The organism is Empedobacter sp. R132-2 (assembly GCF_030324375.1).
Taxonomy (GTDB): Bacteria; Bacteroidota; Bacteroidia; order Flavobacteriales; family Weeksellaceae; genus Empedobacter; species Empedobacter falsenii_B.
Genome location: NZ_JACAGG010000017.1, coordinates 13,254 through 39,573 on the forward strand (window position 1 = coordinate 13,254; position 26,320 = coordinate 39,573).

21 protein-coding genes are annotated in these 26,320 nt (G+C 30.3%); 16 read left to right on the forward strand and 5 right to left on the reverse strand.

All coding sequences use genetic code 11. The features are described 5' to 3' along the window. The first annotated feature begins 134 nt into the window (after positions 1-134). Complete coding sequence (locus HXZ69_RS09160; RefSeq protein WP_286495763.1) at positions 135-1,061, forward strand: alpha/beta fold hydrolase; 927 nt, start codon at positions 135-137, stop codon at positions 1,059-1,061. Between the two features lie 23 nt (positions 1,062-1,084). On the opposite strand, the gene HXZ69_RS09165 is transcribed toward HXZ69_RS09160, so the two are convergent. After that, positions 1,085-2,761, reverse strand: a complete 1,677-nt coding sequence (locus HXZ69_RS09165; RefSeq protein WP_286495764.1) for a PNGase F N-terminal domain-containing protein — start codon at positions 2,759-2,761, stop codon at positions 1,085-1,087. A gap of 72 nt (positions 2,762-2,833) precedes the next feature. After that, positions 2,834-4,000, reverse strand: a complete 1,167-nt coding sequence (locus tag HXZ69_RS09170) for an acyl-CoA dehydrogenase family protein (protein ID WP_286477688.1) — start codon at positions 3,998-4,000, stop codon at positions 2,834-2,836. 141 nt (positions 4,001-4,141) lie between these two features. Between HXZ69_RS09170 and amaB the strand changes: the two genes are divergently transcribed. The 12 genes from amaB to HXZ69_RS09230 all read left to right on the forward strand — a co-directional run bounded on the left by amaB (position 4,142) and on the right by HXZ69_RS09230 (position 16,098). Next, a complete protein-coding gene (gene amaB, locus HXZ69_RS09175) occupies positions 4,142-5,671 on the forward strand; it encodes an L-piperidine-6-carboxylate dehydrogenase (protein WP_286495765.1) in 1,530 nt (509 codons plus the stop codon). A 12-nt stretch (positions 5,672-5,683) separates the two neighbouring features. Beyond that, entirely contained in the window at positions 5,684-6,973 is a 1,290-nt protein-coding gene (gene lat / locus HXZ69_RS09180) for an L-lysine 6-transaminase (protein ID WP_286495766.1), read from the forward strand. Positions 6,974-7,033: 60 nt separating this feature from the next. Continuing rightward, positions 7,034-7,813, forward strand: a complete 780-nt coding sequence (locus HXZ69_RS09185) for an HAD family hydrolase (protein ID WP_286495767.1) — start codon at positions 7,034-7,036, stop codon at positions 7,811-7,813. Positions 7,814-7,956: 143 nt separating this feature from the next. Beyond that, on the forward strand, positions 7,957-8,709 hold the full coding sequence (locus tag HXZ69_RS09190; RefSeq protein ID WP_052217824.1) for a GLPGLI family protein: 753 nt from the start codon (positions 7,957-7,959) through the stop codon (positions 8,707-8,709). Positions 8,710-8,715: 6 nt separating this feature from the next. Then, positions 8,716-9,441: a GLPGLI family protein gene (locus tag HXZ69_RS09195; RefSeq protein ID WP_286495768.1), complete on the forward strand. Its 726-nt coding sequence runs from the start codon at positions 8,716-8,718 to the stop codon at positions 9,439-9,441. A gap of 13 nt (positions 9,442-9,454) precedes the next feature. Then, positions 9,455-10,204, forward strand: a complete 750-nt coding sequence (locus HXZ69_RS09200) for a GLPGLI family protein (protein WP_286495769.1) — start codon at positions 9,455-9,457, stop codon at positions 10,202-10,204. A gap of 136 nt (positions 10,205-10,340) precedes the next feature. Further along, positions 10,341-10,982 carry a hypothetical protein gene (locus HXZ69_RS09205; RefSeq protein ID WP_280051431.1) on the forward strand — a complete coding sequence of 214 codons (642 nt, stop codon included), beginning with the start codon at positions 10,341-10,343 and terminating at the stop codon, positions 10,980-10,982. A 51-nt stretch (positions 10,983-11,033) separates the two neighbouring features. Continuing rightward, positions 11,034-11,624, forward strand: coding sequence for a hypothetical protein (locus tag HXZ69_RS09210; protein WP_286495770.1), 591 nt, complete (start codon positions 11,034-11,036; stop codon positions 11,622-11,624). A 6-nt stretch (positions 11,625-11,630) separates the two neighbouring features. Further along, the gene (locus tag HXZ69_RS09215) at positions 11,631-12,350 is read left to right on the forward strand and encodes a GLPGLI family protein (RefSeq protein ID WP_286495771.1); all 720 of its coding nucleotides are present in this window, start codon (positions 11,631-11,633) and stop codon (positions 12,348-12,350) included. A 191-nt stretch (positions 12,351-12,541) separates the two neighbouring features. Further along, a complete protein-coding gene (gene yaaA / locus HXZ69_RS09220; RefSeq protein ID WP_286495772.1) occupies positions 12,542-13,297 on the forward strand; it encodes a peroxide stress protein YaaA in 756 nt (251 codons plus the stop codon). Between the two features lie 65 nt (positions 13,298-13,362). Continuing rightward, a complete protein-coding gene (locus tag HXZ69_RS09225) occupies positions 13,363-15,681 on the forward strand; it encodes a hypothetical protein (protein ID WP_286495773.1) in 2,319 nt (772 codons plus the stop codon). A 3-nt stretch (positions 15,682-15,684) separates the two neighbouring features. After that, a complete protein-coding gene (locus HXZ69_RS09230; RefSeq protein WP_286495774.1) occupies positions 15,685-16,098 on the forward strand; it encodes an SRPBCC family protein in 414 nt (137 codons plus the stop codon). Between the two features lie 33 nt (positions 16,099-16,131). On the opposite strand, the gene HXZ69_RS09235 is transcribed toward HXZ69_RS09230, so the two are convergent. Further along, entirely contained in the window at positions 16,132-19,854 is a 3,723-nt protein-coding gene (locus HXZ69_RS09235) for a metallophosphoesterase (RefSeq protein WP_286495775.1), read from the reverse strand. 24 nt (positions 19,855-19,878) lie between these two features. Here HXZ69_RS09235 and HXZ69_RS09240 point away from each other — a divergent pair, with 24 nt between their 5' ends. Next, positions 19,879-21,072, forward strand: coding sequence for a Pycsar system effector family protein (locus HXZ69_RS09240; protein WP_219034917.1), 1,194 nt, complete (start codon positions 19,879-19,881; stop codon positions 21,070-21,072). Here HXZ69_RS09240 and HXZ69_RS09245 read toward each other — a convergent pair whose 3' ends face one another. Beyond that, positions 21,073-21,540, reverse strand: coding sequence for a DUF6265 family protein (locus HXZ69_RS09245; RefSeq protein ID WP_219034918.1), 468 nt, complete (start codon positions 21,538-21,540; stop codon positions 21,073-21,075). It lies immediately after the preceding gene. 163 nt (positions 21,541-21,703) lie between these two features. On the opposite strand from HXZ69_RS09245, the gene HXZ69_RS09250 reads away from it, so the two are divergent. Continuing rightward, positions 21,704-23,512, forward strand: coding sequence for a chloride channel protein (locus HXZ69_RS09250; RefSeq protein ID WP_125349835.1), 1,809 nt, complete (start codon positions 21,704-21,706; stop codon positions 23,510-23,512). A 51-nt stretch (positions 23,513-23,563) separates the two neighbouring features. Here HXZ69_RS09250 and HXZ69_RS09255 read toward each other — a convergent pair whose 3' ends face one another. Beyond that, the gene (locus HXZ69_RS09255) at positions 23,564-24,403 is read right to left on the reverse strand and encodes a GNAT family N-acetyltransferase (protein WP_221855927.1); all 840 of its coding nucleotides are present in this window, start codon (positions 24,401-24,403) and stop codon (positions 23,564-23,566) included. A 589-nt stretch (positions 24,404-24,992) separates the two neighbouring features. Here HXZ69_RS09255 and HXZ69_RS09260 point away from each other — a divergent pair. Then, positions 24,993-26,318, forward strand: coding sequence for a DcaP family trimeric outer membrane transporter (locus HXZ69_RS09260; protein WP_125349837.1), 1,326 nt, complete (start codon positions 24,993-24,995; stop codon positions 26,316-26,318). The last annotated feature ends 2 nt before the right edge of the window (positions 26,319-26,320 follow it).

Consider the following 26,320-nt stretch of genomic DNA (forward strand, 5'->3'; position numbering starts at 1 on the left):
TTTTAGTTATAAAATTAGAAATTTTAGATCTTATTTATCGGCTTGAAATTTGTTGAAAAAGTCAATGATTTATTCATAAAAATGTTGATTTTGAATAAGTAAAACTGTAAATTAATTATTAAATCTTAATAAAAATGTCAATACCAGAGAATATTTATAATAGAGTAATTCTTCCAGAAGATGAGATTATAGCTACTTTACTTATTGTCCATGGTATGCAAGAACATAGTGGGCGATATGAAAATTTTGCAAAGTATTTGGCTGACAAAGGAATTCTAGTTTTGTTATATGATCATTTAGGACATGGACAAACAGCTAAAATAGAAGAAGATTACAGTTTTTTCTGCTTAGACAATCCAAAAGAAAATTTAATAAATACGGCAAAAGAGTTAGCTAATTTGTTAGAGAATAAATACCCTTTATTACCACATTTTATTTTGGGACATTCAATGGGATCGTTTATAACACGTTGCCTACTTCAAGAATATGGAAATCATTTTGATGGTGCTATAATTATGGGAACAGGAGGTAGGATTCCTGGAATTAAATTATTGAGTAGTTTTTTAAGTCTTCTAAATAAATTGATTCCTCATAAAAGAAGTCAATTACTTAATACTATTTTTTTAAAATCGAATAATAAACATTTTCAAAATGAAGAAAATTTTCATGAGACTAATTGGTTTAGTTTAGATGAGTTAAATCGTTTAAATTTTCTGAAAGATCCTCTTTGCGGAATACCTTTCACTGTTAACGGTTTTTATACTTTGATTAATTTAAATATACAAGCAACAAAAAAGAATTGGACAAAAGATATACCGCAATCTTTACCTATTTATTTTGTGAGTGGAGCAGATGATCCAATTGGTGATTTTGGTAAAGGAGTTTTGCAATCGTATAAAGATTTAAAGCAAAATGGATTTCAATATGTAACAATGAAACTATATCCAAACTTGAGACATGAAATATTGAATGAATCTATCAAAGATGAAGTATATCAAGATATTGTAGATTGGTTAACGGTTTTGATAAATCATAAAAAAATAGAGCAAAAAGACGTTTAATAAATCTTTTTGCTCCAAAAAAATTATTCTCCTAAAAGAGCACCAGAAACATTCCAATAACTGAAACTATTTCCTTCTGGTTTTCCTTGCGGAATTTTTACTTGTATACTATGTTTTCCGGCTTTTAAATTGCCCAAATCTATAAAATATGGATTTGTGATTGTTCCAGGGCACCAGTTAGAACGACTATAATCAGATGATGATAAACCATTGTCAAAATTACCAGAAGCAGGATTGTAAGCGCGATACGAACCACAATCTTGTCTCCAAGGAACTATATTAAATACTTTTTGTCCATCAAGAAAAATACTATTTTCTTTCGGAACAAATTCATCACCATTTTCCCAACCGCCATGTCCAGTTGTTGTAAAACGTAATTTAGCATTGTTGTAATCTTCTTTCAACGTGAATTCTACTGTAAAACCATTCGGATTTTCGAACAAAGTAGGGTATTCTTGTCCAGCCATTTCCATCACATTTGCAGTATTGAAAATTGGTAAAACCTTTTTAATTGGCATTGTTGTAGAACCTGATGGATGAACAGAAATATTGGCAGAAATAATATGTCCGCCTTGATCATAATTTCCAATGAAGAAACCAATCAAAACTTCTTGATCAGATAATAAACCTTGAAATTCTGTGATTTCTTGACGATATTTTGCTTCGGTTTCCCATGTTTGATTTTTTAATTGAATATGATTGAATTTTTTAATTCCAAAAGGTGTGAAAAAGCGCATTAATTCAATAGTTGGCGAATAATTTTCTGTCAAAAAATAACCTTGATATTTCTTATTATTTGCAGATGTAAAAATCGGTAATTGATTAATTCCTTTTTGTAAACCATCCATAAATGTAATTTTAGAATCACGGGGAATCAAAAACACAGAACCAGTTCTGTCGTAAGCATCACCATTTGATTGTTGCGAAACATTTAAGAAAACTTGGCTTCCTACTTTAATTTGAGGAATTTTAATTTTTCGAACCACAACAGTTCCATTAGCAAAGCGATAAATTGAATCATTTGACGAAAAATCTTTACTAAAGTTAACTTGTTGATGTGATAAAAGTGGAATATCAACGAATTTACTTTTCCAAATAATGTCTTTATATGTCAATAAATCAACTCTATTTTGATGCAATTCTTTTTGGATAAATTGACTTGGAATCAAATCTTTTTCGCGTTCTATTTTCGAAGCTCGAATCGTTGAATTATTATTTCGTGTAAGTTCTAACACAAAACCTAAATTCATTCCAACCATTGTTGGAGAAGCATTCAATTCCATATTGTCAACAAACCAAACGTCTATTGTATTCGAATTAATATTTGTTGTTGCTTTTTTACAACGTAAACCTAAAATTCGTTTTGTTTCTTTAGAAATTGTAAAAACAGATTTATTGAACGCGACAGAATCATTTGTAATAATAGAATTAGTCGGGTCAAATTGTGTAATCAAGGAAATAATTGATGGGTTTGTTTTGGTATAATAAAACATTTCATCAGGATAATTTGAAGAATTACTAAAACTTTGTTGCTTTCCAATAACGGTTTCTTTTGTATTCGCAATAACTTGTATGGGGTTATTTTCTTCGACTTTCTTTCCATTCGAAAAGCGTTCGTACGTAATTTTGTAGGTTTCCTGTGCATCAAGAACAATAGCCTGAATACAAAAAATGATAAGTAGAATTGATTTCAATTTCATGTGTGATAAATAAAAAAGGTTTACAAACGAATTGTAAACCTATAAAAATATATGATTGTATGAAAAAATATCTTACACAAAAGCATTAATTCCTGTCACATCTGCTCCAGTAATCAATAAATGGACATCATGCGTTCCTTCGTAAGTAATCACTGATTCAAGATTTGCTGCATGTCGCATCATAGGGAAATCGCCTACAATTCCCATTGCACCGATAATTTGACGAGATTCTCGCGCAATATCAATAGCCATTTTTACATTGTTGCGTTTTGCCATAGAAATTTGTTCAGGAGTTGCTTTATTTTCGTTTTTCAACGTTCCTAATCGCCAACATAACAACTGAGCTTTCGTAATTTCTGTAATAAATTCAGCTAATTTTTTCTGTTGCAATTGATAAGAAGCAATCGGTTTTCCAAATTGTGTTCGTTCTAACGAATATTTCAAAGCAGATTCGTAACAATCAATTGCAGCGCCAATTACACCCCAAGAAATTCCGTATCGAGCCGAGTTTAAACAAGATAATGGTCCGCGTAAACTACTTACTTCTGGTAAAATTTGAGAAGCTTCAATCTTGACATTTTCGAAAACTAATTCACCTGTTTTTGAAGCTCTTAATGACCATTTATTCAATGTTTCTGGCGTTGTAAAACCTTGCATACCGCGTTCTACAATAACACCACGAATTTTTCCTTCTTCATCTCTTGCCCAAACAACTGCAATATCACAAATTGGTGAATTTGTAATCCACATTTTTGCTCCATTTAAGATATAATGATCACCATTTTTAGTCAAACGAGTTTCCATTCCGCCAGGATTTGAACCGTGATTTGGTTCAGTTAATCCAAAACTTCCAACGAATTCTCCTGAAGCTAATTTTGGTAAATATTTGCGTTTTTGTTCTTCAGATCCAAAAGAAAAGATTGGATACATCACCAACGAAGATTGTACTGATGCAGCAGAACGAACAGCCGAATCGCCGCGTTCTAATTCTTGCATGATTAATCCATACGACATTTGGTCCAATCCTGCACCTCCATATTCTTCAGGAATATAAGGTCCTAAAGCACCAATTGCGCCTAATTTTTTCATTAAATCTGGAATATCTTTATGATGTTGCGCAGCATCATCTATCACAGGTTTTATTTCGTTGTCCACAAAATCTCGAACAGATTGACGAATTAATTTGTGTTCTTCTGTCAATAAATCATCAATCTTAAAATAATCTGTAGTTGAATTCATTTTATGCGGTTTTATTTTATTAAATCTAACGATTATTCACTAAATTAAAAATTATTCTGAATAATATTTATTAAAAATTTTAATTTATGAAACTTTTGACTAATTTAGGTAAAAGTTAAAAACACAAAATAACACAAAAAAATGATAGAAAACGAATTAAAAGAATTAGGTATTTCTTCCGAAAATCTTGGAACATCAACAGGAAATACTTGGTTTGGAAAAGGTGAAGAGCTTTCTTCTTACTCGCCAGTAGACGGAAAATTGATTGGAAAAGTTAAGTCATCAACAAAAGATGATTATGAAGAAGTGATAAAAAAAGCACAAGTTGCTTTCAAAGAATGGCGAATGATTCCTGCTCCGAAACGAGGAGAAATTGTGCGTCAATTCGGAGAGAAACTTCGTGAGAAAAAGGCTTCCTTGGGAAAATTGGTTTCGTATGAGATGGGAAAATCTTATCAAGAAGGTTTGGGTGAAGTGCAAGAAATGATTGATATCTGTGATTTTGCTGTTGGATTATCGCGTCAATTATATGGTTCGACAATACATTCGGAAAGACCTTTGCATCGCATGTACGATCAATATCATCCGCTTGGAATTGTAGGCGTGATTTCTGCGTTCAATTTTCCAGTTGCAGTTTGGTCTTGGAATACATGTTTAGCGATGGTTTGCGGTGATGTTGTAGTTTGGAAACCAAGTGAAAAAACACCTTTGTGTGCGGTTGCGTGTCAACATATTTTAGCAGAAGTTTTAAAAGCAAATAATATTTCAGAAGGCGTTTCTTCTTTGGTAATGGGCGATAAAACAATCGGTGAATTAATTGCGCAAGATGCTCGTGTGGCTTTGGTTTCTGCAACAGGTTCTACGCGAATGGGAATTGAAGTGAATAAAGTTGTTGCTGCTCGTTTGGGTAAAACAATTTTAGAATTAGGTGGAAATAATGCGATTATTGTTACGCCAGATGCTGATTTAAAAGTTATGCTAACTTCGGCTGTTTTTGGGGCAGTTGGTACGGCTGGACAGCGTTGTACAACAACAAGACGTTTGATTGTTCACGAGTCGATTTATGATAAAGTAAAAGAATCGTTGGTAAATGCTTACAAACAAATAAAAATAGGTAATCCGTTGGATACAGCAAATCATGTTGGTCCATTGATCGATAAACATGCGGTTGAAATGTATTCAAATGCTTTAGAAAAAATCAATCAAGAAGGAGGAAAGATTATCGTTGAAGGTGGCGTTTTAGAAGGAAATGGCTTTGAAAGCGGTTGTTATGTAAAACCTGTAATTGCTGAGGTTGAGAATCATTATAAAATTGTTCAGCACGAAACTTTTGCTCCAATTTTATATTTAATCAAATATTCTGGAGATGTGTTAAATGCTATCGAAATTCAGAATAATGTAGCGCAAGGTTTATCGTCTTCTATCATGACAAATAATCTTCGCGAAGCTGAATTATTCTTGAGTCAACAAGGTTCTGATTGTGGAATTGCAAATGTAAATATCGGAACTTCTGGTGCTGAAATTGGTGGTGCTTTCGGTGGTGAAAAGGAAACTGGAGGTGGACGTGAGTCGGGTTCGGATGCTTGGAAAGCATATATGCGACGACAAACGAATACAATTAATTATTCGACAGAAGTGCCATTGGCGCAAGGAATTAAGTTTGATTTTTAAAAATTTACAGAGATGAGTACAGTACACGAAAGATTAGCAAAACATATATTGGCAGATGGATATCCGATTGTAATGGATATGGATAAGTCGCATGGTTCCTATGTTGTAGACGAAAATGGCATTGAATATTTAGATTTATTTTCGATGTTTGCTTCGACGGCGATTGGTTATAATCATCCACATTTGATGGCGAAAATTGATTTTTTAGGTCGAAATGCTGTCAATAAACCTGCGATGTCAGACATTTATACAAAAGATTATGCCGATTTAATTGATACATTTGAGCGTGTTGCGATGCCGAAAGAATTGCAATATTTATTCTTTATTTCTGGAGGAACATTGGCAGTAGAAAATGCACTAAAAACGGCTTTTGATTGGAAAACAAGATTAAATTTTTCGAAAGGAATTGAGAAAGAAGCAAGTGATGTCATTCATTTTAAGCAAGCGTTTCATGGACGTTCTGGTTACACATTATCGCTAACGAATACGAAAGATCCTCGTAAATACGAATATTTTCCAAAATTTGATTGGCCAAGAATTGAAAATCCAAAACGAATTTATCCTGTTACGGAAGATAATTTAAGCAAGGTTGTTGAGGCTGAAAAACGAGCGATTGAACAAATAGAAAATGTTTTAGAAACACGCAAAAATAAAGTTGCTTGTATTATTATTGAGCCGATTCAAGGTGAAGGAGGAGATAATTATTTTCGAAAAGAATTCTTTCAGAAATTGAGAGAAATTTGTGATAGAGAAGAGATTTTATTGATTTTTGATGAGGTACAAACAGGAATGGGAATGACTGGTAAAATGTGGGCTTTTCAGCATTATGATGTGATTCCTGATGTGATTTCGTTTGGAAAGAAAACACAAGTTTGTGGAATTTTAGCGAATAAAGAAAAGTTAGATCAAATTCCGAATAATGTTTTCAAGGAATCAAGCCGTATTAATTCGACTTTTGGTGGGAATTATATCGATATGTTGCGTTTCAAATTAATTTTAGAAGTGATCGAACAAGAAAAATTAGTAGAAAATGCGGCAGAAAAAGGTAAATATATTTTATCAAAATTGAATGAAATAGCAAAAGAGACGAAGAAAATTCATTCGGTTCGTGGATTAGGATTGTTCATTGCGTTTGATTTTTCATCAGATTTGGATCGTTCAGAGTTCATCAAAACATGTTTCGAAAATCACATGATTATTCTTCCTTGTGGTGAAAACTCTGTGCGAATGCGCCCTCATCTCAATATTTCTGAAGAAGATACCAATAAAGCAATAGAAATTATTAAATTAGCGTTAAAATAAACAGCAAAAGCAACCAAGCAAAGGTTGCTTTTTTAATTTTGTAAAAGATAAAACTAAGGTATGATAGATTCTTTTTTCTTCGATTTTGACGGAACATTACAAGGTTTTGAAAACCATGAAATCAGTGATTCGACAATCGAAGCGTTGAAATTATTAAAACAAAAAAATAAAAAAATATACATCGCAACAGGACGAAATATGGTGGATATGCCCGAACATATTTTTGATTACGGTTTTGATGGTTATATCAATAATAATGGTGGAATGTGCTCGGACGAAAACCGTCAATCATTTTTTGTAGATTATATTAATCCTAATGATATAGAGGCTTTGTTGCAATATGATGATGAAAATCCATTTTCATTTTCGTATATGACGAAAGAAGCGTTTAGTATTAATCGTGTGAATGATAATGTAGAAAAATCGTTTGCATATTTTGGAATGGAAGTTCCAGAAGTGGTTGATCCTCGAACTTTACCGAAAGATAATATCATGCAAATGAACTTTTTTGTAAACGAAGAACAAGAAGATTATTTGATGAAAAATGTGTTGACAAATAGTGTAGGAACACGTTGGATAGAATATTTTGCTGATATAAATCCGAAGGATATTAGTAAAATGCGCGGAATAGAACGAATGGCTGATCGCGATAATTTAGATTTATCTAAAACAATGGCTTTTGGCGATGGAGGTAACGATATTAGTATGTTGAAAGGTTGTAAAATTGGTGTAGCAATGGGCGATGCGAAGGAGAATGTGCGAGAAGCTGCGGATTATTATACAACTTCTGCGGATAATCACGGAATATGGAATGCGCTGAAACACTTTGAGATAATTTAGAAACTTATTTTAATTTATATAGAAAAAATCCAACTTCGGTTGGATTTTTTTCTTTTCCCAATGTTGTGTTAATTATATATTCTATTATTGTAGAATTGAAAAATAAAAATTATTTTAGAGTATTAATTATAAACTACAACATAATGAAACAATTATTATTAGCTGGATTTTTACTTTTTTCGAATTTTGGTTTTGGGCAAGAAAAGCTTATTGTCGATTATAAATACGATATAAAGCATGATGAAGAAAAAATAAAGGAGTTTGAAAGAGAGCAAGCACAAAAAGGAGGAGGTACAATAAAAATTGGAGGGTCTCCAAATATTTATTATCAATTAGAATATAATGATAATCAGTCCATTTACAAAAAAATAGAAACTATCAATAATGATCAAAATGGTAGCTCTATGGGGGCTTTTTCAATTAATATTGGAGGAGAATATAAAGATCTGATTAATGAAATAAGTAAGAAAGCGTTTCGCCAAGAAGTCGTTTTAGATAAACAAAATTTTATTGTGGTTACTCCATATAAAGATTATGAATGGAAAATTACAGATATTGAAGATACGATTTTGGGTCACAAAGTAAAAAAAGCTATTGGTAATGATAAAGGTAAGCAAATAGCAGCTTGGTTTGCGCCAGATATTAAGGTTGATGCAGGACCAAATCAAGTGAATGGATTGCCAGGTTTGATTCTGAAAACGGTGAGCGAAACGGGCGGTAAATTTGGTTCGATTATGACTTATGAAGCGGATAAAATTACCTTAAACCCTAAGAAAATGTCTAAAACTAAACCTTTAAAAGGTGAAGAAATAACACAAGAAGAATTTAAAAAATTGCAAGATGAATCTCGTCAAAAAATGAGAGAATCTTTTTCGATTGGAGTGGACAAAAAATAATTTTGAATGAAATATTTAGTAATTTTCATTAGTTTTTTTTGTAGTTTAGTTCAAGCGCAAGAAGCTCTAGAGATTGTATATGAAGAAGTTTCTATTCCTAGAATTATAGGAAAAGATGGGAAGGAAGAAAAATTGGATGATGATTTTATAAAAGCACTTTCTGTTCCAAAAAATTATGTGCTACAAATAGAAAAAGGAAAAAGTGTTTTTTCCAAGATTGAGAAAATTAATAATTCACAAGGTAACGCATCGGTTACGATGTATGGTATTTTTTCGTATAATTTTGAACAAGATTTCAATCAAAATAAAATGAAACAAGAATGGATGATAGAGAATAAAAAATACCTTGTAACTGATACCATTTCTACACATTATAAATACGAATTAACGCAAGAAAAATCTACTTATTTGGGTTTTGATGTTAAACAAGCAGTTGTAAAATATGATGATAATAATAAATCAATTATTTGGTATGCACCAAGTTTACCCAAACGTTTTGGTCCAAAAGAATTTATTAATCTTCCAGGTTTGGTATTAAAAGTAGAATCTATTCGAAATGGAATTATTGATCCATCTTATTCTTTGAAAGCAACTTCTGTTACAACGAAAGATCATTTAGAATTTAAGAAATTATTCAAGGCAAAGGAAATTTCTAAAGCCGAATTTGAAAAATTGAGAGCTGATTATAACCAACAAAGTTCGAATGAACATCAAGGAGTAGATAAAGAATAACCAAATATAAACTATGAAAAAATTATTATTGATTGTATTAAGCAGCTTGTGTTATTTTGCAAATGCGCAAGATATTTTAGAAGTAGAATATGATGTATATACAGTATATGATGCAAGTAAAACTCAAGGTTCAGTTACAATTGACAATCGAAAATTGAGTAAAGATGAAACGATTAGGTATTTCACTGAACAAATGAAAATTCCTAGACCTTATATATTAATAACGGATAAAACGGCTTCTAATTATAATCAAAAACCAACACTAAATGGTGGAAATTCAATAAGTTATAGTTCGACACAAGGAAATGGATTGTATTACAAAGACTTGCTTGAAAATTATTATATGCACGAATCGGTTGGTTTTGGAATGGATCGAATTATCAAAGATTCTATTCCTAAAATTAATTGGATTATAACACGCGAGAAGAAAAAAGTCTTAGGTTTTGATGTTCGTAAAGCAACCGCAAAAATCAATAAAGAAGAGTTTACAGCTTGGTTTGCTACTTCCTTGTCTTTTCCTTCGGGGCCAGATAAGTATATGGGATTACCTGGTTTGATTTTAGAATTAGAAAGAAAAACGAACGACGATGCTGATATGGTTATTACATACAAAGCAACATCTGTAAAAGAAGCGAAGAAAAATGTAACAATAAATCAACCTAAGAAAGGGAAAATTGTTGATTTCAAAACGTATAAAGCAGAAATGGATGCTTTTTTTAAGAAACAACAAGAAATGAATAGTCAAGGAGTGGATAAAAATTAAGTTTATAGTAAAGTTTGAGAATAGTAAATATGATTAATTTTTCTCTTTTATAATATTGTGTTAAATGTTAGTTCAATTATTAAAGAATTATAAAATTAAAATTATTTTAGAGTATTAATTATCAAACTACAACAAAATGAAACGAATTTTACTTTATGGATGTTTACTTTTTTCTAATATTGGTTTTGCGCAAGAAAACTTAACTGCTTATTACCAATATTCAACATCTTTTAAGGATATGGATGGTGGAGTAAAAATAGTTTATGAACTAAATCAGAAAGGTAGCGAAGCGAATTTTGAAATCAAGAAAAATGATAGATTTTATGATGGTAAGCTCTATCAATATATAAATTATAAAGATAAGATTTCAGAAACTCAACGAAATTATAAAGGTAAAAGAGCTGTAATTTATAAAAATTACAATAAGATTGATTGGGCTTTTAAAGATGAAACAAAAGTTGTTAATAATTGTAATGCGAAACGTGCAGACTATCAATTTGAAGAAGGTAATTTAACACATACGATAGAAGTTTGGTATTGTCCATCTGAAGTTCGTTTTTCTCCAATTGTTGAAGAGGTTAATTTTTTTGATATTCCAGGATATGTAATTTCTTACAAAGAAACACTAAACAATAAAGTGAAAAAGGTTTCAATGATAACTGAATATAATTTATTGGAGTTTAAAGAAAATAATACGATTCAGATAAAACGTCCAAATGAAGGTGAAAGAATAAATTATGATTTAATTGATAAAGGATTTACAACTTCAAATAATTAATATTGAATGAAAAAATATTTTACGCTGTTTTTTTGCTTAACATTTTATGTTATGAATGCGCAAGAAAATTTAACTGCTTATTACCAATACAAAACTTCATTTCTTAACTCAAACTTAAATGGTGTTTCAATAGTTTATGAACTTAATAAAAAAGGAGATGAAGCTAATTTTGAAATCAGAAAAAATGATAGATTTTATGATGGACAAATATACAATTATGTAAATTACAGAGATAAGATAGCAGAAACACAGCGAAATTATAAAGATAAAAGAGCTATAATCTTCAGTAATTTTAAGAAAATTGATTGGGTTTTTAAAGATGAGACAAAAGTTATTAATAATTGTAATGCGAAACGTGCAGACTTTCAATTTGAAGTTGGCAAATTAACACATACGATAGAAATATGGTATTGTCCATCTGAAATCCGATTTTCCCCAATTGATCAGGATATTAATTATTTTGATATTCCAGGATATATCATTTCCTATAAAGAAACACTAAACAATAAAGCTAAAATGGTAACCGAATATAATTTATTGGAGTTTAAAGAAAATAATACGATTCAGATAAAACGTCCAAATGAAGGTGAAAGAATAAATTATGATTTAATTGATAAAGGATTTACAACTTCAAATAATTAATATTGAATGAAAAATATTTTTACGCTGTTTTTTTGCTTAACATTTTATGTTATGAATGCGCAAGAAAATTTAAAAATAGAGTATGAATTCAGAAATGAATTTGATTATCAAAATGCCTCAGATGCTAAGAGTAGAGATATGTACAAAAATAGTAATGATAATCGGTTGTATTTTGAATTGATTACATCTAAAGACGAATCTACTTTTAATAAAATTGATCGAGTAGATAATTCACAAAATAAAAGTGGAATGTCAATAAGTTTTGTTAGTGGTCCTGGAGGATTTTTTTATAAAAATTTAAAAGACAATAATTCACTTTCTGAAATTAATTTTAATGGTAAAAATCTCCTTATTTCTGATTCAATTCCACAATATAAATGGATACTTAAAAAAGAAAATTCTAAAATTTTAGGATTTGATGTCAAAAAAGCAATTTTACAAGAATCAGAGAATACATTTGTAGAAGCTTGGTATGCGCCAAAGCTCAATTATAAAAATGGACCAACAAATTATGGCGGATTACCTGGTGTAATTCTAAAAATTATTTTAAACAATAAAGAAGGAAATCAGTTGAATAAGCAAATTTACGTTGCAACAAAAGTTGAAGTGAGTGATAAATTCAAAATAAATAAACCAACCAAAGGAAAACAGATAAGTCAAGCCGATTTTGAAGAAATGGTTGAAGAAGAAAACCGAAAATTTAATGAAATGTTTTTACAAAAATAAGATACGAAAAAAGGATTTCAATTGAAATCCTTTTTGATATTAAGTAATAGTTATTTGTAATCTATGAATATTTTTAATCAATATAATTACACTTTTTCTAAAACAAAGAATTCTTATCTTTGTTAGAGAAAAGTTGAATTAGATTTTATTCTAACAGAATACTTTTTTTATTAATTAAGATTTTTTGATACATGAAAATATTACTTTCTCCAGCGAAGATGATGAATTTGGAAACGAATGCTAAATGGAGAGCAACGACACCTCAATTTTTGGAACATTCACAAGAAATTATGGATGTTATGAAAGAGATGAGTACAACAGATCTTGAAAAATTAATGAAAATTTCGAAAGATATTGCAGAAATGAATGTGGAGCGTAATCAGGTTTGGAATGTTAAACCTACTGCGAAACAAGCTATTCCAGCAGCTTTAGCTTTCAAAGGTGAAGTTTATAGAGGTTTGAATGCTGAAACTTTAGATGATGAAGCATTTGATTACTTTAATAAACATGCATTTTTGTTATCTGGACTTTATGGGATGTTGCGTCCTTCTGATAAAGTAATGTTGTATCGCTTGGAAATGGGTTCGAAATTGGATGTTCATGGTTCGAAAAATTTGTATGGTTTTTGGAAAAAAATTTTGACACCTTTTCTAAATTTAAAATTGAAGAAAGGCGAGTTTATCTTAAATTTAGCAAGCAATGAATATGCAAAAGTTTTGGATAGAAAATCGTTAAAAGTTCCGATGATTGATGTAGAGTTTCAAGATTACAAGAACGGTGAATTGAAAAAAATCATGATGTATTTTAAACATGCTCGTGGTGCAATGGCGCGTTATTGTGCAGAAAATAAAGTTGAAACTTTGGATCAAGTGAAAGCATTTGACGTGGATGGTTATCGTTTTGATGAGAATCTTTCTACCGAAGAAATTTTGGTATTTACAAGATAATGACTAAAAAAATAATAACTTGAAGACTGCTTTATTAGTAGTCTTTTGTTATTTTTAAATAATATATGAAAGAAAATTTTATCGATAAATTACCCCTCAAAATTATTTACTCGTTCCAATCGCTGATTGAAGAATTAGAACGATCTGAATACAACTTTGGAGAGTTTAAAGCTTTTTTAGAATATCTGAAAGCTACTCGACCAGAGTTGATTGATGGTGTTGAAACATTTGAAGATTTTCAGAAAATTATTAAAGATGTTGAGCCAATTATTGAGAAAATTATTCCTAAACCATTTGTAAAATATAATTTAAAAGCGATAACTTTTCCTTTTTCTGACAAATTTATTTTTGCAACAGATCGACTTAAAGAGTTGATTGATAATAATGAATCACGACTAAAATTCAATTTTGAAGATTTAGATTATGATACATTATATAAGTTTTGTTGTTGCTTCATCTTATCGAAATATTATCATAAAAATTTAGATTTTAATCTATCAAATCAGTTGGTGATAGACAATCAAAATGGCTACAGAATTTATCTTGGGACTGATATAAACCATGATTATTTTCGTATTTATCCATCCGAAGATAAATTTAAATTGACTGAAGATGAAATTGAAGAGTTGTTGAATAATTATGAAGATACAGCTTTGTGGATGAGAAAAATTCCAATTGGATCTTGGATTGCAAAAGGGTTTAATCTTGTTTCATTTTTTGATAATACGACTGAAATTGCACTTTCTAACTTAAAATCTAAATTATTATCTTATGGAGAACCTTTTAATATTGTTCGAAATGATATTATTTCTGCATTAAAATCTATTTTTAGAATCAATAATTTAGAAGTTGGTTTTTCGGCTTATAATTCGGATAAAAATCAATTGGAAATTAGTCATTTATTACAATTGAATGATAGTTTATTGATTGATAATCATAAAAAAATAAAACTGAATGAAATTTTTTGTGCTGATTTAGAGAACAAAATATCGAAATCAGATTATTATGTTGTTTCTAATATTGACGCAGCTTTGGAGAAGTTTCCGCAAGATAAAATGTTGAGAATGGCAAATGAATCTGGTCTGAAAAGTTTGATTCTTTATCCATTGAAAAACGGAAAATCTCATTTAGGTATTTTAGAAATAGGCTCGAAAGAAGCTGGAGTTTTCAATCGAATTAATGCAAACCTTTTGCGCGAAATCACGCCTCTTTTAGAAGAATCTATTTATCGCTATACGGTAGAGTTTGAGAATCAAATCAATGCTTATATACAAACCGAATATACGTCGTTGCATCCAAGTGTAGATTGGAAATTTAGAGAAAAAGCTCGCGAACATATATTGCATCCGGGAAATACAAAACAAAAATTGCAGATCTCTTTTCAAAATGTATATCCAATTTATGGTGAATTGGATGTGAGAAATTCGTCAGTGATTCGAAATCAATGTTTAAAAATGGATTATACTAATCAGATTAATTACTTGATTTTGATTTGTAACGAGTTATATAATCGTACAAAAAAGAATAAATTTTTGGATTATATTGACGATTTGACTGATTTTTTGCAACGAATAGATAATGTAGATAAAATCTATTTCGAAAGCGAATTATTTGATTACATTACGTTGCATATTCATCCTGAAATTCCCAAATATGTAAAGGACAATGAGAAATCAATTATCGAAGAATATCTAAAAAAATTAGATTCTACAACGGGATTATTTTATGTAGATCGCAAAAAATTTGACCAAACAATTGTAATGACAAATTCACTTTTGTCGAACAAATTAGATACTTTTCAGAAAGATGCTCAAGGTGTATTTCCGCATTATTACGAACGTTTCAAGACAGATGGAATTGATTATAATTTGTATGTTGGACGAAGTATTGCGCCGTTCAAAAAATTCTCCTATCAAAATATTCGTGAAATTAGATATTGGCAATTACAGGCGATGATTTCGATGGAGCAATCGTATAAAGAAATTCAGAAAAAAACACCGCTAAAAGTAGAGGTTGCTTCGTTGATTTTTGCAACGAATACCACTATAGATATTTTGTTCAAATTAGATGAGAAACGTTTTGATGTTAATGGATACAACAATGCAAAATATGAAATAATTAAGAAAAGATTGAGTAAAGCTTTTGTGAAAGGAACAAATGAACGAATCAATTTGCCACACAAAATTTGTATTATTTATACCGAAGATATCCTAAAAGAAGAATACTCAAATTATATCAATTTATTAATTGATAAGAAATTTTTGAAAAAAGATGTTGAATATTTGGAAATTGATGATTTGCAGGGTATAAGCGGTTTGCAAGCAATTAGAGTTTCGATTAATTATAAAAATAAACTCGAAAAATATACTAAAATAGAAGAATAAAGAATGGAAAAAGATGATGTATTGCTTAATATTTCGATAGATAGTACTGCCGAAAATATTTGGAAAGTTTTGACAGATGAACAAGCGTTTAATGAATGTTTTGAAAACATAAAAATGACTTGTAACGAATGGAAAGTAGGAGAGAGGATAAAGTTTGTAACGCAAAAAAATAATGAAACGTTGGTAGATGAAGCCTTGATTACATCTATTATGGAGAATGAACGTTTGCGATATAATTATAAAAAACAAAATACAGACCATGAGATTGAAGTAATTTTTAATCTAAAATCTTCAGGTAATTTTACTTATCTATCAATTGAAGGAAAAGATTTTGCGGATGATTTTGAACGCTCACATTCAGAGAATGCGTGGATAAATATGATGCAAGCAATCAAGAAATATGTACAAAAAAAATAACCTTCAAATTTTTGAAGGTTATTTTTTTATATGTTAAAATCCGAAATTCAAACCAAAAACGATTCGCCCTGGATCTTCACCTTTAAAGTATGAAACTGTTGCGGTAATAGATTGTGCTCCGTTTATCCAAAGTCCACCACCCATAGATGAATGCCATTTATTTGAGTCTTCTCCGTTTAACCAAACTCGTCCATAATCAGCTCCAACAAAAAGACCTAATCGAAGTGGAACAACAGCTTTGAAACGTAAAGCATCAAATCGTAAATCAGATGTTTGTAAGAAAACTTTGTCTCCTGCAAAACGACCTAATCGATAACCACGTAAATCCTGATCTCCACCTAAATTAGCCATTTGATAGAATTCCATAAAATTACCCCAAACTGCTTTACCTTTTAGCATAGAAGCAACTGTTAATCTTCCATTTGCAGAAATTTTATGTGTGAAACCTAAATTAAGTTCGGTATAAAAATGATTACGTTCAAAATCTGTCAAATTAGAAATCCACTTTGCATTTGCTAAAAATGTCATGCCTAATTTTGGCAATGATTCGTTATCGTAATTTTTGAACAAATATTTAGCTCCAATTTCTCCGAAATGTTGTCCTTTGAAAACGTCTCTATTAATTGATGGGAAATCTTCGACGATACGATCTTTATTCTCTTCAATCTTTTTGTAACTATAAATTGCAGAAAAATCTAAACGACCATTGTTATTCATAATCTTGAAAATAGACGGTCCAATGCTATAACTTTCTAATCGAACACGGTTATAATCCATTCCAATTTCTTCTTGATTATTCACGGTCTCGTTTCCTAAACCAAAGAAATTTGTACTATAAGTCGGGCTCGTGTAAGCTGCATTAAGATCTAAATTCCACTTACCCAACGCTTTTGTAAACGTTCCTTTATATTTGGCATCCCAACCGCCTGTCGCAAAATAATAACTTAATTGCAAATTGTGACGTTGCGAATATGGTTTACGATCAAAACCGTTGACAGTGTAGGTTGGCGATAAACCAATTTTTATTCCGTCATCAGGATTGTAGCCAATATTAGGTAACATAGTAAAGAAATTATACATCGGTTGTTTGTAATCGTATGTATTAACCTCGTAATCGTTGACAAAATTTTTCGATGTTAAAAAGGTAGATTCTGATGCATCACTTCCGTTTGCGTAATCATATACTTTTACTTTTGCAGAACGCTTTACTTCGTATATATCGTCATCTATTCCACCAATAATACGAACTAAAATAGCGTTATTTGGCTTTCCTTCAACCTTGAATTTATCTTTTCCGTTTAATCCATATAAACGAATTTCTTTCGTTTCTTTTTTATCAAAATCTTCATCAAGAATTAAAGTTCGATCTTGTCCTGAATAGATTTTTACATTTGTTTTTCCCTTTGGTAAACGAGTGATCACAAAATCTTCATCTTCGTTTGTTCCTTTCAGAATGATTAATTTGCGAAGAACTTTATTATATTCTTCTGCAAATTTTTCTAATTTAGATTTTCGGGCAATAAGATTATTGATTACTTCTTGATCGTATTCTTGTTTTGTTTCTTCAGGAATTAATTCAAATGATTGTTTGATATAATCATCACTCAAATTATCTTGAATATATTTTGCTTCTTTTATCCATAATTCAAGATCGGATGATTCTAAAATGGCTAAATCCAATGGATAAGGTTCTCTATTGAACCATTTTACATTTTTGATGTCATCTTTATAATCTTGCATATGTCTCAAAGGAGGAATTTTCATAATTAAATGAAAGAAAAGTCCATCATAACGTGGAAATGCTTGATCTCTATCGCGTGGAATTGGTTTATAAACAGTTTGTTTATTCTCTTTGTAAACGCCCCAACGCCATTGGTCAGAATGTCGATCCCAATCTCCAACTAACATATCAAAAAGTCGTGCACGAATGTAGGCTTGCTTATCCACGACAACATCTTTGTTTTTGTGAATCGCAGCCAACATATCATCTGTGCTAACAATATCTTTTGGTTTTCCGAAAACACCGTCTTGATATCCGGACATTGGTCGTTCTTCTATCATGTATAATTCATCACCAAAATTCTCATTATATGCTTTCAAGGCTTCTTGTTTTGGAACGTAATATAATTTTGGCGTAGAATGCATAATATTGATTGGTTTCATCAAATTAGCAACTGTTAATGGATAATATGGATGATTGGTTGTATAGAAATCCATCAAAAATTTCTCTGTGAAAGAATCTTCAAATTCATCTGCAACATATTTATTTTTAAATGCTACTTGCTGAATGAATTGCGTGGCACTTTTCTTCACCGAGCGCATATTGTATTCTTCACCTTTTGCATTTGCCAATCGTAAACTTTGCGTTTGATGTCCACCACCCATTCTAACAGGGGTTAAACCTCCATTTAGTTGACTTAAATTAACAGTATTAGCAGTAATTGTTTGTCCATATGTTCGACGATAATGACGACCAAAAAAGAATTTATACGGATCAGATTTACGTGTAACGTCTAATGGATATACACTTGTTTCTTTCGTTTTTGGCATTTTTTTATCATCATAAACTTGTGCCAAATATTCCTTTTTCTTTTCTGTAATTTGTTTTGTTAATAATAATTCGATTCCATCGTCTTTAAAACCATAGAAATTAGCTTTAGAAGCGCCATTATCATATAAATCTAGTACAACAAAACCATTATCTCCGTAAGAAAAATCGTTTTTACCAACCGCTTTTGCAGATTCTTTTTTAGAACCAGAACCGCTGATAATTTGTTTGACATTGTTTTGTTGAATATATTGCAAGTTGTGATCGTGTCCAGAAACAACAATTACATTATTTCTATTTTCGATAAGTGTTGCAATACGAGAAGCCATTTCTCTGTATTTGAAATTATTAACATCTTGAGGACTAAGACCTGTTGTACTTCTTAATAAATTAATAAAAGATCCGATTACCGGTAATGGAACTTTGAAATTATCTCCTAATGGATAAAACTGTTTTTTGAAATCAAATTGTCCACCATGTGTTCCGTTCGAATATAGCGGATGATGCATTGTGATAACAGTTGTTCTGTTTTGATATTTGTTCAACTGCGATTCTAATTCTTCGAAGAAAGCTTCTCGCGATTTGATATCACATTTTTCATTTAGACCAGGATGTTTGTCCCAATCTTGCAAATACCATTCAGAATCTATCGCAATAATTCCGATACTATCATTTACATTTATTTTATCAATTGGACACGCATCTTTTGGTAAAAATGATTTTTTATTACCCAATTGTTTTTTGACTAATTTTTCTTGTTCTTTTAATCCTTTTACACCATTTCGCCAATCATGATTTCCTGGAATAAAAAGGGTTTTTCCTTTAAATTCTTTCGCTAAATCAATCTGAAATTGAAGTTTCTCTCTACTTGTTGTATATTCAGCTTTTGTAGAATCCGTTACAATTCCATTTTCGTAAACATTATCACCTAAAAAGAAAAGATAAGAAGAAGAGTCAGCTTTCGCTAATTGATTCTTTAAAATTTCTAAATTTTGTTTATTTTTTGGTTGATCAAGATCTCCTGCATCGCCTATTAAATAGATAGATTGAATTTTATTTCCTTCTACATTTTGTACTTTTTCTGTCTTAATGTTTTTCCCATATTGAGGATGTTGCGTAGCGCAAGATGTCATATAAAGGCAAGAACCTACTAAAGCCAAAAAAGGATAATTCAATTTTTTGTTGTTTAGTGTTGGTAATAATTTCATACATTTAAGCGTTAAAAACTTGTGATGAACCAATTGTTATTAAATATAGAAAACTATGTTTTCAATCTGTTCAAAGATAATCTTTCTTTAGATTTTACGTATCATAATTTTATGCATACCGTAAAAGTTGTAGAAGCAATAAAAACGTTGTCTACTGATGAGCAAATATCTACAGATTTACGAGAAAAATTATTAATAGCGGGTTGGTTTCATGATACGGGTTACACAAAAATCGTGCAAGGGCATGAAAGTGAGAGTGCAAACATTGCAAAAGAGTATTTGATTGAGCATAATTTTGACGAAAATTACATCAAAGAAGTCCAAGATTATATTTTAATCACAGCGCTAAATAATGTTCCAAAAAATATAGGTGAAGCAATTGTAAAAGATGCAGATAACTATCATTTAGGACAAACTGAATATCCTAAAATTTCTGAGTTATTACGTGATGAAATAGCTAAAATATGTCACAAAGAATTTTCTGATTATGAATGGCATGTAGAGAATAGAAATTTTTTTCTAAACATACATCATTTTTATACGGATGCCGCAAAAAAGCTTTGGCAGAAAGGAAAAGAAGAAAATTTGATCTTTACCCAAAATAAAATCAAAGAGATAGAGTTGATTGGTGATATTCCCAATAAGTATGAAATCAAGAAAAAGAAAAACGATAAGATTCAACAACCAGATCGTGGTGTTGATACACTTTTTCGTGTAACGTTGAACAATCATACTCGTTTAAGTGATATTGCTGATAGTAAAGCCAATATTTTATTGTCTGTAAACGCGATCGTGATTTCGATTGCACTTTCTACTTTGGTTCCAAAGTTAGGAAGTCCAAAGAATGAGTATTTACTTTTACCTTCAATTGTAATGCTTTTATCAAGTGTTGTTTCAATTATTTTTGCAATTTTAGCAACTAAACCAAATGTAACATACGAAAGTTTTAACGAAGAAGATGTCAAAAACAAAAAAGTGAATTTGCTTTTCTTTGGTAATTTTTATCAAATGTCACTTGAAGCCTACGATGATGCTATGCAAGAGTTGATGAAAGACAGAGATTATGTATATACTTCTTTGACAAGGGATTTGTATTATTTAGGAAAAGTTTTGGAACGAAAATATCGTTTGTTAAGCATAACCTACACAATTTTTATGATTGGAACTATTTTATCTGTTCTAACGTTTGCTTACGCGATGATCACAAATGTTGCTTAATTATTTTTTTACTTTTTCAAAAGTAAAAGCAATTTTACTTGATTCATCATTGCTAATTTCAGCTTTTAACTGATGACCAATTTTCCAATATTTGATAAGTTTAGGAAAATCATTCTCTTGATTTTCTAATGTAAACGAATTTCTATCAGAATTGATTAACTCAAAATCAGTTGTCTCTTTTTTAGTTTTGTCCAAATTAACTTTCAATATCCATTTATCATCAATCTTTGTGATAGTAAGATGTTCCTGCGAAATTGTATCATTATTTTTGATTGTAAACCCGCAACCTAAAAAAGTGTTTTTATCAACTTTTTTCCAGTTTTCATACGTTTTTCGATCCGATTTTTCATTTGTTCTAATCCATTCTCCAACCAAAAAATCAAAACTTGGTTTATCAGCAGAAGTTTTAGTTGATTCGCAAGAATTCAACAAAAAAATAAATAAAAGAAGAAAAGTAAATAGTTTCATATTAGTGTGCTTAATAGTAAAAATAATCAATTTGAAATAGTTAAAATGATAGAAATGATTTTTTCTCAAAAATTTTATTCTTTTATGTATTATTGGTTTACTTTTTGTGTAATTCGTGGCAGTTAAATTAGGCAATAAACAAAAGGTACACTATTTTTGAAGTATGCGACTTTCTACAAAACAAAAGTTTTTTCAATACATTAAAAAATCATTTAATTTTTTTCAAAACTTGTTGAACCTGTTAAAATTGGTTTTATCAGAGCGACAATTTTTGTATTTATCGTGTATTTTAGTAGCTATTTCATCTGCTTTTGCAGTGATTGTGCTAAAAACTTTTGCGCACAATGTTTTTCAATTTACTATTTATATTAATAATTTAGTCAAACTACCTTATATCAATAGTATATTGCCAATTATAGGTATTTTGTTGACGGTTTTTGTTGTGCAGAAATTTTTGGATGGTTCGATAGAAAAGGGAACTTCTCAAATTATGATTGCTGTAGCTAAAAAGTCTGGAATAATGCCTAAAAAACAGATGTATGCTCAGATTTTAACGAGTTCCTTAACAGTTGGTATGGGTGGTTCGGCTGGTTTAGAATCTCCAATTACAATTACTGGTGCAGCTTTTGGTTCTAATTATGCACAATATTACAGATTCAAATACAAAGAAAGAACACTTTTGTTGGCTTGTGGTGTTGCAGCTGGTATTGCGACTGCATTCAATGCACCAATTGCAGGTGTTTTGTTCGCGATAGAGATTGTATTAGCGGATATGAGTGTTACTGCTTTTATTCCTTTATTGTTATCTTCTGCAACAGGAGCTTTAATTGCCAATTTAACATTAAAAAGCAATATGTTATTATCCTTTCGTTATGCGTTAGGATTTGATTATCATAATGTTATTTTCTATGTGATTTTGGGTGTTTTAGCGGGGTTTGTTTCAGTTTACCATGCTCGATTATTTCGTAAAGTTGAACATTTGATAGGGAATTATTCGGATAATGTATATTGGCGAGCGATTGTTGGAGCGGGAAGTTTAGCAATATTGATTTTCTTTTTCCCAACATTATTTGGTGAAGGTTATGAGAGTATAAAATATTTAGCAAATGATGAAGCTGGTTTTATTTTAAATAATTCATTGTTAGAGAGTTTTAGAACGAATCAATGGATAGTTTTAGGATTTGTTTTTGTCACAATTTTAATCAAATCTATTGCAACAGGTTTAACTTTAGGAAGTGGAGGAAACGGAGGAAACTTCGCGCCTTCGTTATTTGTTGGGTCATATCTTGGTTTTTTCGTTGCAAAATTCTTTAATTTAATCGGTTTCAAAGAAGTTCCAGTCGGTAATTTTACTGTTGTTGGAATGGCAGCTGTTTTAAGTGGGTTATTTCATGCGCCATTAACAGCAATTTTCCTAATTGCCGAAATTACGGGAGGTTATGGATTAATTATTCCCTTAATGATTGTTTCTTCGATAAGTTTTGCAATTTCAAAACGATACGACAAATATTCGATGGATATATACGCAATAGCAGAAAAAGGAATTGTTTTTACATCTGATAAAGACCGAAATTTGTTTAATAAAATTGATTTGTTTTCGATTTATATCAAGAATATCAAAACATTGACGGTTTACAATTCAATTGAAGATATAAAAGAAATTTTTTCTACTACAACACAAGATTTTATTCCAGTCCTCAATGAAGATAAATCGATTCATGGAATTATAGTTTTAGATAATATTCGATCATTTATTTTTAATGATAATATTGATAAAAGTTACTTAGAATGTATAACAGAAGCAACTTCGACATCTATTTTTACGAATGCTGCTAACGTGATGAAAATGATGGAAGCAAAAAAAATAGATTATATTTTACTCACTAAAAAAGGTAAATTTGAAGGTTATGTAACCGAAAGTTTATTATTAGAAAGTTATCGAAGTAATTTGAATAAGTTGAGAATTGAGTAGAAATATTTGAATATAATATACAAAAAAAGCCTCTTAAATAGAGGCTTTTCATTATAATTCTTTTTTCATTTCGTATTGTTTGTCGTACAATTCTAATCCCATCGATTGAATAAAATCATTTGTAGAGATTTCTCTTTCGTCAACATTAATCATTTTAATCTCTTTATTTTTCAAATCGCTGAAAAGGATGGAAGCTAAATAACGATTTCTATAATCGTGATGAACACCAAATTGATAAATACGTGTATTATTTTTGTTGATAATTTTGTAAGCAACTAAAATTCCATCTTCATAAATTCCATTTATTTGACAATCTTCGATGATATTTTTTACACTTTGAATATCATTTTTCCAAGTAGGTTTTATATCCCAAAAGTTTTCACTTGTAATCAAATCTAAATCACTAAATTCTATAATTTCATGTAATGGATTTACGACCAAAATAGGAATTCCTTTATAACTGTTTAAAGTTCTTGTTTTTTCGAAACCACAAGCTTCATAAGCGTTAATAGCAAAATCATTTTTAATATTTACTTCTAAAAATATGTTTTTTACTTGTTGTTCTTTCAATTTTGGAAAACTAAAATCTAACATTTGTTGTGTGATTTTTTTTCCACGATGTTCAGGACAAACGCCCGTTCCACCAATATAAGCTGTTTTTACTTCGTTATAATTTCTAATTCCATAAAGTAAAAAGCCAACTAATTTTCCATCAATACTAGCACCTACAGAATAATCTAGATTGATATCTTCCATTTTTAATTTTCCCTGAAATTGTTCAGTTGAAAGATTGATAGAAACGTAATAATTTTGATAAGAAAGATTATATAAGGCTGATAATTCTTCCAAATCAACATGATTTAATGAGTGTATTTCAATGTTTGTTTGCATAGCTGTAATTTGCAAAGCAAAAATAGCCCCAACATTTAAGTTTTTTCTAAAAAAAATCTTAAAAAATTAGTAAAGATTGAATTTTATTTGAACTATGTAATCCGAATTTGATAAAAATATAATTTATTTAATAATATTGACTGAATAATTATACATAAATTTTAAAAATAGTGTAGAGGATGGTAAATAGAATTAAGAAAACTTCTTTTTTTTATGATTTAACATAAGCTTATTATTGATTATGCTGAAGAAAATTCTGTAATCAATAAATTTGCATACATTTTTAAAACTAAAACTACGAGAGAAGTCTAACTTTCTCCTCATTTGTTGAAACAATTATTCTTCTCTCGATTTTTTTTGAAAAATACTCCTCGAAGAATTCAAGTAAAGTGTATTTGTTACACTAATTAAAATACCAAATTCTCAAAATTTCTTTCCAAAACTTATTTCAAAATATCTATTTCTCAAAAAATATTTAAACATATGATGAATTTAATAAAGCTTTGAAAAATTATTAAAAAATGATTAACGAACATTTGTTAGTTTTTTTCTTTTGATTATTTTAGTCGTTCAAATTATCACAAAAAAAATGAGTAAAAATTTAACAAAATTGGCTTGTCTAGCTATATTTTGCAGCTATAGCTATGTCTCTGCTCAACAGAAAACGACAGATAGTGTGGTTGTAGAAAAAGTAGAATTAATACAACCAAGAGAAAACAAAGACAAAGTTGATGTGCAGTTTTATGGATTTATCAGGAATGATATTTTTATGGATACGCGTCAAATGATTGGAGCAGGAGAGGCTTTGGTTCCGCTTTATCCAAAAGATCGTTTATCGGATGTAAACGGTGCTGATATCAATGCAGCTTCTAAATTTCACATGTTATCGATTGTTTCGAGAGCTGGTGTTAATTTGAAAGGTCCAGAATTACTTGGAGCTAAAACTTCTGGTATTTTAGAGGGAGAATTTTTTGGAGCAACAGAAGGAGGAATCAACGAGTTTCGTTTGCGTCACGCATATGTGATGTTGGATTGGGAGAAAACGCAATTAGGGATTGGACAATATTGGCATCCTTTCGTTGTGTTAGAAGCTTTGCCAAATGTTGCAAATTATGGAACTGGTGCGCCTGTTTATGCTTTAAATCGTAATCCTCAAGTTCGTTTAACGCATAAATTCACAGACAAATTTAAAGTTATTGCTGCTTTACATTCTCAACGAGATTTTACTCCAAATACAGAGCCCTTTCGAAATAGTGGAATGCCAGCGGCTCATCTTCAATTTCAATATAAATCACAAGTTTTTACTGCCGGAATTGGTGCGCAATATGAAAATTTGAAGCCAAAATTATCTTCAGGAAATCCTCCTGTTAAGTCTAATGAACGAGTTGAAAATGTTTCGTTTATGGCTTATTCTAAGTTAAATACAAAACCTTTACAAGTAACTTTCGCTGGATATTTGATGCAAGATGCGTCGTCTTTTGTACAACTTGGTGGAATTGTAGGATATCAAACAAGTCCGACGGCTGTTGAAACATATAAACCAATGAATACGCATAGTATGTGGATTGATTTGCAACAAAACTCAACAGGTAAATTTTCGTTCGGACTATTTGCAGGTTATGTTAGAAATAATGGTGTGAAAAATCCAGTAGAAGGAGCAATTGCATCAATATCTTATGGTGTAACGACAAATTGGGGCGCAATTTCGGCAACTCCAGGTACACGCACTGTAAATTATTTGTACAAAGTAGTTCCTCGTTTAGATCTTACCTTAAGCAAAGCCTTAAAATTTAGATTAGAATATGATCGAAGCACAGCGCAATGGGCAGATGCGACGATAAAAGGTACGGGAACCGAAAATAAATATTTAGCAAATAACAATAGATTTCAACTGACAACATTATTTAACTTCTAATA